This window comes from Slackia equolifaciens, assembly GCF_003725995.1.
GTDB lineage: Bacteria > Actinomycetota > Coriobacteriia > Coriobacteriales > Eggerthellaceae > Slackia > Slackia equolifaciens.
This window is the reverse complement of record NZ_QIBX01000013.1, coordinates 66,563-77,297: the sequence shown is the minus strand read 5'-3', so window position 1 is coordinate 77,297 and position 10,735 is coordinate 66,563. Positions and strand designations below refer to the sequence as shown.

The 10,735-nt window shown below is 59.5% G+C and carries 7 protein-coding genes and 1 tRNA gene; all 8 read right to left on the bottom strand.

Features of this window, described 5'->3' with window-relative positions:
• Nucleotides 1-566: 566 nt before the first annotated feature.
• Nucleotides 567-1,730 carry a coiled-coil domain-containing protein gene (locus DMP06_RS07825; protein ID WP_123209182.1) on the bottom strand — a complete coding sequence of 388 codons (1,164 nt, stop codon included), beginning with the start codon at nucleotides 1,728-1,730 and terminating at the stop codon, nucleotides 567-569.
• Between the two features lie 143 nt (nucleotides 1,731-1,873).
• Nucleotides 1,874-2,623 (bottom strand): peptidoglycan-binding domain-containing protein, encoded by a 750-nt coding sequence (locus tag DMP06_RS07820; protein WP_123209181.1) that lies wholly within the window; start codon nucleotides 2,621-2,623, stop codon nucleotides 1,874-1,876.
• 9 nt (nucleotides 2,624-2,632) lie between these two features.
• Nucleotides 2,633-3,703: a polyprenyl synthetase family protein gene (locus tag DMP06_RS07815; protein ID WP_123209180.1), complete on the bottom strand. Its 1,071-nt coding sequence runs from the start codon at nucleotides 3,701-3,703 to the stop codon at nucleotides 2,633-2,635.
• Between the two features lie 226 nt (nucleotides 3,704-3,929).
• Nucleotides 3,930-4,014 (bottom strand) — tRNA-Leu (locus tag DMP06_RS07810).
• An 86-nt stretch (nucleotides 4,015-4,100) separates the two neighbouring features.
• Nucleotides 4,101-5,078: a Ppx/GppA phosphatase family protein gene (locus DMP06_RS07805; protein WP_123209179.1), complete on the bottom strand. Its 978-nt coding sequence runs from the start codon at nucleotides 5,076-5,078 to the stop codon at nucleotides 4,101-4,103.
• A 23-nt stretch (nucleotides 5,079-5,101) separates the two neighbouring features.
• The gene (locus tag DMP06_RS07800; protein ID WP_123209178.1) at nucleotides 5,102-6,355 is read right to left on the bottom strand and encodes an FtsB family cell division protein; all 1,254 of its coding nucleotides are present in this window, start codon (nucleotides 6,353-6,355) and stop codon (nucleotides 5,102-5,104) included.
• Between the two features lie 146 nt (nucleotides 6,356-6,501).
• The gene (locus DMP06_RS07795) at nucleotides 6,502-7,971 is read right to left on the bottom strand and encodes a basic amino acid/polyamine antiporter (RefSeq protein WP_123209177.1); all 1,470 of its coding nucleotides are present in this window, start codon (nucleotides 7,969-7,971) and stop codon (nucleotides 6,502-6,504) included.
• 929 nt (nucleotides 7,972-8,900) lie between these two features.
• Nucleotides 8,901-10,193: a phosphopyruvate hydratase gene (gene eno / locus DMP06_RS07790; protein ID WP_123209176.1), complete on the bottom strand. Its 1,293-nt coding sequence runs from the start codon at nucleotides 10,191-10,193 to the stop codon at nucleotides 8,901-8,903.
• Between the last annotated feature and the right edge of the window lie 542 nt (nucleotides 10,194-10,735).

Here is a 10,735-nt window from a genome sequence, read left to right as displayed (position 1 = left end):
CGGCGGCCTCGGCGTGCGTCATGCCCTCCTCCAGGGCGAGCAGCGCAAGCTCCACCACGTCCCTATCATACATGCGGACCCCCTTCCGGACGCGTGAATCGCGTCCAACTTTTCGTCCGCAGTCCCTTTTATAGTTTTTAGGATTACATACTCCGAATTATTGCCAGCATAAGCCCATCTCCGTAACGCAAGAGCAAATGGCGCCGAAGGTGTACCGGTAATTACGGAATATTGTCAGCCCCTTTTCGCAACGCAACGCGCCATACGAGCAGAAACGACTTTTGCACTCCAGAGTAAAAGCACCGCCCGGGTGGGATCGACTCCGTGCGCCTCGAAACAAAGCTCCGTTCGGGCGGGAACGGTTTTTGCGCCTCGAAACAAAGCTCCGTTCGGGCGGGAACGTCTTTTGCGCTCCGGGGGCAAAAGCGCTGCACGGGCGGGAACGTCTTTTGCGCTCCGGGGGCAAAAGCACCGCCCGGGTGGGATCGACTCCGTGCGCCAAACCAAAAGCGCCGCCCCGAAGGACGGCGCATTAAAAACGGCGGCCTCATGGGCCGCCGCAGCAATTACCAACGAAGGGCGCAATAGAATTGCGACCAGGTGGAATAGCACACCACCTGACCAGGCGCGGGAGCGTGGATGTACTCACCGCCACCCGCCTGGGAGCAGATGCCCACATGGCCGCCATTGTACAGCACGTCACCCGGCTGCGCCTCAGAGAGAGACATGATGTAGTTCGCCGAAGCGTACTGGGCATACGTGGTGCGACCGATTTCGTAGCCCGTCGCGCGGTAGCAATAGCTAGTCAGGCCAGAGCAGTCAAAACCACTCGGATCGTCACCGCCCCATACGTAGGGCACGCCCAAAAAGCCCGCTGCAACGCTCAGAGCCGCGGCGTTCGGGGTCCCGCCTCCACCCGTGGAGCCACCGGACGAAGACCCGCCGCCATTGTCCGCGGGAGGAGTATAGTCGTCCGTGGTGTCGTTTCCGGTATCGTTATTGCCGTTGTTGGTCTCGTTGCTGGTGTTGTCGGTGTTGGATTCCTGCTGTTGCTCGAACTCCTCGCGCTGGCGAGCAGCTTCGGCCTCGGCCGCAGCCTGGCGTTCCTGTTCCACCAGCTCTGCCACCTCGGCGTCGAGCGAATCCACCTCGGCCTGGTATTGCTCAACAAGGCCTTCCGCCTCGTTTTTAATGGCCTCGGCCTCGTCCATCTTCTGCTTGGCGGTATCGGCCTGAGCCTGATACTCGGCCTTCTGCTTCTCATTGTCCTCGCGCAGGGTCTTGGTCTGTGCCACCAGGTTGGCATCGGACTCATTGAGGGTCTGCAGAATATCCCAGTTCTTCAAAAAGTCGTCGAAGGAAGACGAGCCCAGGAGCACGTCGAGGAAGGTGATCTGGCCGTCGCGGTACATGCCGCGGGCGCGGCCGCCCAGGCTCTCCTGGAGCTCAGCGATCTTTACGTTGTTGTCATCGATCTTCGCCTGCGCCTCGTCCATCTTGGCGGTGGCGGTATCGTGCTCTTCGAGGGCGGTGTAATAATCGTCCGAAGCCTGATTCAGACGCTTCTGCATATCGTCGAGCTTGACACGCGCAGCATCGGCCTGAGCCTGCACGTCTGCGGATGTGGGCTCGGCCAGGGCAACGCGCGGCACCGCAATCGACACGGCGCCGAACGCCGCGGCGCCTCCGATAAACGCACGCCTCGTCAGATTAGTTTTGTTCGCAGCCATATGCACAAGCCCTCCGTGCGATTTTACAAATGCAAAAAACATGCATACCTTAACAAAATTAGGCAAACGGCGCGTTGCGCGCGGCCTCTTCGCCATCCATGCGTCATAAAGCGTTCACATAACGCAGGAAAAACCCGTCCCCTTTACGAAAACGCAGCACAAAACGCGTCGAGCAGCGTGATGGCATCATGGTGCGCAACCTGATCCCTACGCGCCTCATCGGCGCCTTCAGCAGCCCCCGCGACCTCGATCACGATGCGCAGCGGACGCCCCTCCTGAACGGTCTCCCGCGCGCGGTCGATGGCGCTCGAAATGCGCAGCGGGAGCGAAGCGGCATCGTCGCACACCACGCGCGGCGTGCCTTGATCGATCGCCGCGCCCTCGCACACGATGTGCGCAAGGAGCATATCCGCATCGGGCGGAACGAGCAGCGTCTCGGCGCTCACCATCTTGGAACGCGGATTGGTGGCAAGTGCCAGATTGGACATATACGAGGCAACCTTGCGAGAGAAGGCATCCGTGCCGAACAGGCACACGGCGTGGTGCTCGAGCACACCCGCTGCGCGAGCGAAGCCCATATACGCATGGTCCTCGATCTGAGGCTTATCCATCCACGCGTTGTGCAGGTTCTTGAGGATAGCGTAGGTTTCCACCCCGGCGATGCCGTCGGCCTCAAGACCCATGTTCACCTGGAACTTGCGCAGCGCACCCTCGGTGTAGGCGCCGAATGTGCCGCTGATGCCGCCCGTAGCGAAGCCCAACGCGCCCAGCGCCGTTTGCAGCGCCTCCACGTCGCGCCCTCGGAAATTGGGCGTACGCAAGTACAACAGGCGCTCGCCCAGCTCGAAGTCTTCCCCTTCGGAATCCTGACGATAGATGGTCTGCTCGGTCATGGGTATGCCTTACTTTAAACGGTTAACAAAATAATCAGCCATGGAAATCAGCAGGTCGCGCGCCGGACTCTCGTCCAGCATGTCAACCAGGCGATTCTTGGCGATGCTTGTGAGATTTTCGGCGTAGTTGCGCGCGTATTCGACCGACCCGCTCTCGCGCATGATCGAAACCGCCTCCGCCAGCGTTGCAAGATCGGTGGTCTTGCTGGAAAGGATCTCGATCAGACGGTCGCGCTGCGACGAATTCTGCAGGGCATGCACCACCATGAGCGTGCGCTTGCCCTCGGTAATATCGCTGCAGAAATCCTTGCCCACAGTCTCAGGGTCGCCCTCGATATTAAGAAGGTCGTCCTGGATCTGGAACGCCAGACCCGTATCCAAGCCGTAGTTGCGCAGGGCCTCGATCTGAGCCTCGGTGCCGCCGCCGATGATGGCGCCGATTGCCAGAGGCACGGCGCCCGAGTAGTGCGCCGTCTTGTGCGTAGCCATGACCAGATAATCCTCGGGGGTGATATCGTAGCGCTCGTCGCGCGCCCATCCCAGGTCAAGCGCCTGGCCCTCGATGGTGCGGCGCGTCATTTCGATGAGCTCGGTTACCACGCGCACCTTGATAGCGTCGGAAAGGTTGGGATCTTTCACTACGCTTCCGTTGACCAGGGAAAGAGCAAGGTCGCCGGCGTTGATGGCGATGCCGATGCCTTCAGTCAGGTGCAGGCAGGGCTCGCCGCGGCGCAGCGTTGCCTCATCGGCAATGTCGTCGTGGATGAGCGCCGCCGTATGGAAGTGCTCGATGGCCGATGCTGCCGATGCCGCCTGACGCACATCGCCGCCTACCGCCACGCATGCCGCGAAGCAAATCAGGGGACGATGGCGCTTGCCGCCGTTTTGGCTGTACTTGAGCAGCGGGTCGTAGAGGTATTTGTCCATATCGGGATGGGTGCCGCGAGGAATGAACGTGTTGACCAGATCTCCAACGGTATCCGCGTAGGAATCCAGATACTCCTCGAACGTCGCAGGCGGATTGGCGACCGCCTCCAGAAGCTCTTCCATGCTTGCTTTTCTCATTTCAGCTGCCGTCATGCCTCGGGCTTTCTACTTCCGCTTAATAGATATGTGCGACCCGACCTGGTAGGGGCGGTGGGACTCCCGCGCCGCCTGCGGCGGCCCGGACCCCTCGGGCTGAAGCCCTCGGGCGATTTCCTGAAAACTGCCCACCGGGCAGTTTTCTCGACGGAAATCCACCTCATCGGTTCGAGCCCCACCGCTGGGTCCCAAATCAATGCGGCGATCGTTCCACTTCCCGACCTGGTAGGGGCGGTGGGACTCGAACCCACAAGCCTTGCGGCGGCGGATTTTAAGTCCGCTGCGTATGCCAATTCCGCCACGCCCCCACATTTCGAGCGCACGCCTTAAAGGCGCAATTAACCATAATAGCAAAAAGTGGCCGAGACCTGCCCTCGGACACGAAACGTACCCATTAGCAAGTCGAACTTGCAGCCTTGGCCGAAGCGCTGCGCGCCGCATCGAGCACAATTCCCTTGAGAATATCGCTCTCGCTTGCGGTGAATCGGTCCACGCCGGCGAGTTCCATAACCGCGCCCATGATCACGGCTCCCGCCGGAAACACGCCGGCGCGTTTAGGCTGAATGCCAGGCACGCGCATGCGTTCGGCAAGCGGGAGCGCGAACATGCGCTGCGCCACGCTATCGAACTCGGCGCGCGCCACCTGCACGCCATGCACCTTCTCCGAATCATAAGGAACAAGCGCGTCGCGCACCGCCACCACGCTCGTGGGCGTGCCCGCGACGGCAACAAGTCGTTCGCAGGCGAAGCCATCGCCCTCAAAGAACGGTTGAAGCGTCTCGATTGCCCAATCGTGCGCCGCGGCGAGCTCGCTTTCCGAAGGAGGATCGCTTTTGAGGAATCGCTCGGTCATGCGGCGGCAGCCGATGTTGAACGAATGGCTTGCGCGCAGGTCGACCTCAGGAACGAGAGGGTCATCCCCCGTGGACGCGCGGCCGAATGCAAGCTCCGTGGAGCCGCCGCCAATGTCAGCGAACAGCAGGTCCTCGTCGCGAAAATCGCTTGACGCTCCCAGAAACGAAAGATACGCCTCTCGCTCGCCGGGGATAACCGTCAGCTCCACACCAACCTTGCGCAGACGCTGGACGAATTCGTCAGAATTGCCTGCGTCGCGGCTCGCGCTGGTGGCAAGCGCCACGATACGGTCGACGGGGACCTCAGCGGAACATTCATCGATGGCGTGCTTGTAGTCGGCGACCGTCGCCACCGTGCGGTCTATGGCCTCGGCAGAAAGCATGCCTGTCGCGTCGACGCCTTCCCCAAGGTTGGTGATAACGCTTCGTCTGACAACCGTCTGCAGGCCGGACTCACACACGTCCGCCACGAAAAGCCTGCTGGTCACGGTGCCTATATCGATAGCTGCAACGCGCATGCCGCTCCCCCGTTTCGAACCGCTTACTGCTGGTCGCCCTCCGACGCACCGCCCTCACTGTTTTCGTCCGTCGACGAGCCTTGCTCTTGGCTGGTATCGGACGCTGACTCGCTATCGGCGGACGTCGCTTGATCCTCCTGCGAAGACGCATCCTGCGTCGTTTTTTGCGCCGTCGCAGGATCGGAATAACCGAATATCACGTCAAGCACCGGCGAATACCATGTCTGAGGTGCGGGAATGCTTCCGCTTACAATCTGAATGTTGACGCTGGAGTCCTCGCTCGATGAATCCTCGGAGAGACCCTCGACCACGACGGCCGTCTCGCCCTCCTTGACCCATCCAAGCTGCTGGCGGGCAGCGTCTTGAATGCCCTCGTCCGTTTTGAGGTAATCGATGCGATCCTGCATGGCGTCGTTGCGCGCCGTAAGGGCATCGTATTCGGCCTGCAGGCGATCCTCTTCGCGCGATTCAAGATAAACCTGCTGGGCGGTTGGGTACAAGAACAGCAAAACCGCCGCCACGCACACCAGGCATCCCGCGGCAATCGCTATGCGCGATGCCGTCGACGAACGAACCCTGTGAGACTTGCCCGCTTTGCCGCGAGCATTCGAACGGCTGCCGCGCTGCGTTCCGCCCATCTCGGCGAAGGCGCGCTTGTGGCTCCTGCCCATCTCGCCTTTGTAAACGGCTGCTCGAGAGCCGGATTCCGTCGAAGCGTCCGAGGAGCCGAACTGACGAGCGAACATCTTCTCGGCCTTTTCCTTGAGACGCTGCTTCTTCTTTCCCTGGCGAGAATCGCGCGCAGGGAGGTCGTTTTCCTCAACAAACTCGTCGTAAGATTCCACCGCAGGGCGGGGCGTGGCGTCGCGGTCGGCCGAGAACGCGCCACGCGCCGGCGAGCGAGAAGTGCGCGTAGAACGGGAGTCCACGGACTCATCCGCGTCGTACCAGCTTGGGGCAGAACGGGAGATGCGCCCCGAACGAGACACGGTGGAAAAACCGCTCTCGGCAGAACGCGCGGAACGCCCGCTTGGGGTTGAACGCGACGCGCGGAATGCGCTTGCAGATGAACGCCTGCCGCTGCCGCCCGATGAGGCGAACGGACTCTCGAAAGGAGTGATATCGTCGAAAGCGTCCAAGGGCGCATAGGCGCCTGAATCGGATGCACGGTATGAGCGGGAATCTGCAGAAGAACGGTGCGTTTCCGCAGATGAACGAGAAGAAGCGTAGCGCTTCGCGTCATCGAAAGAGATGATGTTGCTGCCTTGACGGGCCATAAGAAAAGAGCGCTCCTCGGTGCATCGTGGTGTGTTTAGAGTTCATGTAATGCTTTGAGCTGTCTCACCATGGTACCACAAAAGAAGCGGCCCGCACCGAAGTGCAGACCGCTTCCATTAATTGGTTTGGCTTTGGCTGCGCGCCGTTAGATCACGCTTATCTGTCCCGTGGCTATCAGCACGATGCTCACCGCGAAGAACACTACGATAGCGGCAGCGACTACCTTGTCGATGGCCTTGGGCAGCACCGCTTCACCGCGCTGCTTTTCGCCCACCGCATACAGAATGATGCCGGGCGCAAACAGAATGGTGGTGATCATCAGGCCCTGCATACCGCCCGCATACACCAAAAACACGCTGTACAAAAAGCCAATCAGGCCCGCCACGCGATAGAACCACACCATCTTGGAACTGGCGTTTGCATACCCATCCTTCTTCACAGCGCACACCAACGCGAACAGCGTGGCGAAGAAGTACGGCACCAGAATCATGGACACGCTCACGCTGTAGAAGAACTGGTAGGTTTGCTCGCTGAACAGCTGGACGATGAGGAACAGCTGGACGATGGCGCAGCTCACTGTGCAGGTGACTAAGGGGCCTCCCGTCTTGCTGAGCTTGGCGAACGCCTTGGGGAATGCGCCCTGCTCGGCCGCCTCGAACGAAACCTCGGATGAGAGAATCGTATAGCCCAGCATGGAGCCCAAAAGCGAAAGCGCCACACCCAGGCTGATCAGCGCGCCGCCCCATGGGCCCACGCATGCCTCGAGCACGCCAGCCATGGACGGATTGGCCAGCTCAGCCAGCTCGGCACGCGGCATGATGCCCATGGAAAGGATGGAAACCAACAGGTAGGTGGCAAGGATGCCGCAGAACGCGATGATGGTGGCACGACCCACATCTTTGCTGTATTTCGCACGACCAGAAATGGCGATGGCGCCTTCAATACCCAGGAAGATCCAGATGCTCACGCCAACAACGCCCAGAATCTGGTCCCACAGCGGAAGGCCATCGGGCTCGCCCCAGAAGTTGTCCATGAACACGGCGGGGTCGAAATGCATCGACAGGATGATGGCCACAATCGCAACGAACAGCGGCACGACCTTGGAAATGGTGGTGAGGATGTTCACCGTAGCGGCCACCTTCACGCCGCGCACCACAAGCGCCCAGCAAATCCACGTGATGATAGAAGCGCCAATAACGGAGGGCAGGTTATTGCCCTCGCCGAATACCGGGAAGAAATACGCCAAGCTGGAGAACATGAGCGCGGTATAAGACACCGTTGCCAGCAGGCAGCTTACCCAATAGCCATACACCGAGGTGAACCCCAAGAACTTGCCAAAACCAGCGCGCGCATAGGCAAAAATACCGCCGGTGAGCTCGGGTTTGTAGCGACTCAGACCGAAGAAGCACATCATCAGGCAAAATACTCCGATGCCGCACAGGAGCCAGCCAATGAGCACGGCTCCGGTGTTGGCGCCCGCGGCAGCCATGTCGCCCGCCATAGTGAACACGCCGCCGCCCACAACGGCCGCGATAACGGCAGCAATAAGATGCGGAAGCGAAAGACCATTGGGGTCATTGATCTTGTTGCCACCGCCCTGCGAGAGGTCTGACATAATACCCTGCTTTCCTTGCACTTGCCTTTGAATCCGCCGCTTCGAAAACCGTCGGATTCAGACAATATACCCCATATCGATGAATGTATGTCGCAAAAATAAGAATATATCCTCCTTTTTTTGCATAAAAGTGAGCTATTTATGCATACTTTCAGAAAAGGGACTCTACGGGCAAGGCTGGGAGTCGCGCTTTGAAATGCCTCGGTCAGCACTCCCTTAAGTTTGCTCCATGATTCGCATCCCAAAGCGCTCGGAACGCAGGATACGATTCGTCGGTGTATACAACGCACCCTGCCACGCCTGATAAGAACAGGCTCAGAAACATATTTAGAGTCCTTAGCAACAATGTCCATAAAAGCACCTGGTGGAGCCCGTCATCGTCGGTCGAGCCACACCGAAAATCCTTCTGGAAAAACAAACCGCGATATGCTGCAGTTTTTCGGGACGCCTCCGGGTATCCGCACGATGCACCGCGCATCTCCCCAGCTCAGAAAGCCGGCGATTTCGGGCTACTCGAGACTGCCGGGCAAAACTGCAGCATATCGCCATCTTTTTCACCCGGAGGCGCGAAAGACAAAAAAGCGGCCGACCCGAAAGTGGGTCAGCCGCTATGTGCCCCAAAAGAGTAGGTCAGCCGCTATATTGAAACGCACGGAGCTTTGTGCAGGGCAAATGGCTCAACTTGCACTCGCATTCAGGCATTCTTCGGCTTTAACGCCTGGCGTGCGATACACCCAAGCCCAGCGAGCCCTCTTTTAAGGCATGCGACCCAACTCCGACTTGCGCCATATCCCGGGCTTGCCCAAACCCCAGCACCCAGCTTGCGCCTCGCCCAATCGAAAAAGAGAAGGTAGACGCACGAGTTGGGCAGCCAGCACCCGGCTTACGCCTCGCCCGGGCTTTCCAAAACACGGGCGACCGACCAACACCTAGCGCTTGATGTTGTAGAACGCATTCATGCCAGCATACTGAGCGGAACCCTCAAGCTCCTCTTCGATACGGATGAGCTGATTGTACTTGGCAATACGGTCAGAACGGCAGGGGGCGCCCGTCTTGATCTGGCCCGCGTTGGTGGCAACGGAAAGGTCGGCGATGGTGGTGTCCTCCGTCTCGCCAGAGCGGTGGCTGATTACGCACGCATAGCCCGCCTGCTTTGCCATCTGCACGGCTTCAAGCGCCTCGGTCAGGCTGCCGATCTGGTTCACCTTGACCAGAATGGCGTTGGCCACGCCCAGCTCGATACCCTTCTTCAGGCGTGCGGGATTGGTGACAAACAGGTCGTCGCCCACCAGCTGCACACGGTCGCCGATGCGATCGGTCAGCATCTTCCAGCCGTCCCAGTCTTCCTCGGCCATGCCATCCTCAATGGAGATGATGGGGTACTTGTCCACCAGCTTCTCCCAGTAGTCAACCATCTGCTCGCTGGTATAGGACACGCCCTCGCCTGCAAGCTCGTACATGCCGGTTTCAGCATTGTAGTACTCGGTGGAAGCGGGATCCATGGCGAACATGATGTCGGTACCGGGCTTATAACCGGCCTTCTCGCACGCCTCGGCGATATATTTCAGCGGCTCCTCGTTGGTCTTGAGATTGGGAGCGAAGCCGCCCTCGTCGCCGACGCCGCCGCCCAGGCCCGCATCATGCAGAACCTTCTTGAGCGTGTGGTAGATCTCGGCGCACCAGCGCAGGCCCTCAGCGAAGCTTTCCGCACCCACGGGCATAATCATGAACTCCTGGAAGTCAACGTTGTTATCGGCGTGCACACCGCCGTTGAGGATGTTCATCATAGGCGTAGGCAGCACGTTTGCATTGACGCCCCCCACGTATTTGTAGAGGGGCAGCTCTGCAGACTCCGCGGCGGCACGAGCAACGGCAAGCGATGCGCCCAGGATGGCGTTCGCGCCCAGGCGACCCTTGTTGGGGGTTCCGTCGAGCTCGATCATCTCGGCGTCGATGGCGCGCTGATCGCATGCATCCATACCGATAAGCGCCTCGGCGATCTCCTCGTTCACGTTGGCAACGGCATTCTGCACGCCCTTGCCCAGGTAGCGTTCCTTGTCGCCATCGCGCAGCTCAACGGCCTCGAACGCGCCCGTAGACGCACCGGAGGGAACGATGGCGCGGGCAAACGACCCGTCATCCAGCGTGACCTCTACCTCGACGGTGGGATTGCCGCGCGAATCCAGGACCTCGCGACCGTACACATCGAAGATGATGCTCATGTGAGAATGCCTCCTCATTTCGTTGAATGCAACGCGCCCGCCGCGCCGAATCCTCGGGTGCATTCGGCTTTATGCGCGCGCCTCCGTGCCAATCCACACGGATGCCCTGATTGTATACCACACTTTTGAGTGCGCTGTGCACGCGTAGGCAGGCGGATATCCCCAAATATGCGATTGGCGCAAACAGAGGACTTTTGCGTGCGCAACTTGCCCCGATAAAACTGTTGCGCTCAGAGAAACTCGACTTTTTTTCTTGCTGAAGAGACTGCATTGAGCGTGATTCGACCTCCCCCTCTGCTGAAAAAGCCGCGTTTAGCGAGATTTGGATGTCTCGTTGCTGAAAAAGTCACGTTTAGCGAGACTGAGACCCTTCGTAAACTCGCTTCGCGCAATTGCCGCACATGTTTCTATCGCATTTTCCCAGGTCATTGAGGCTCATTCTTATCTTGCTTTCTTCGGCAGCAAATACGCCCCTCGCTAAACGCCACTTTTTCAGCAGATGGACCCTGAATCCTCGCTAAACGCGACTTTTTCAGCAATAG

Coding starts and splice junctions, on each gene's coding strand:
- DMP06_RS07805 (WP_123209179.1), bottom strand. CDS start 5,078: ATGCGCGTTGCAGCTATCGATATAGGCACCGTGACCAGCAGGCTTTTC.
- DMP06_RS07825 (WP_123209182.1), bottom strand. CDS start 1,730: ATGGCTGCGAACAAAACTAATCTGACGAGGCGTGCGTTTATCGGAGGC.
- DMP06_RS07815 (WP_123209180.1), bottom strand. CDS start 3,703: ATGACGGCAGCTGAAATGAGAAAAGCAAGCATGGAAGAGCTTCTGGAG.
- eno (WP_123209176.1), bottom strand. CDS start 10,193: ATGAGCATCATCTTCGATGTGTACGGTCGCGAGGTCCTGGATTCGCGC.
- DMP06_RS07795 (WP_123209177.1), bottom strand. CDS start 7,971: ATGTCAGACCTCTCGCAGGGCGGTGGCAACAAGATCAATGACCCCAAT.
- DMP06_RS07800 (WP_123209178.1), bottom strand. CDS start 6,355: ATGGCCCGTCAAGGCAGCAACATCATCTCTTTCGATGACGCGAAGCGC.
- DMP06_RS07820 (WP_123209181.1), bottom strand. CDS start 2,623: ATGACCGAGCAGACCATCTATCGTCAGGATTCCGAAGGGGAAGACTTC.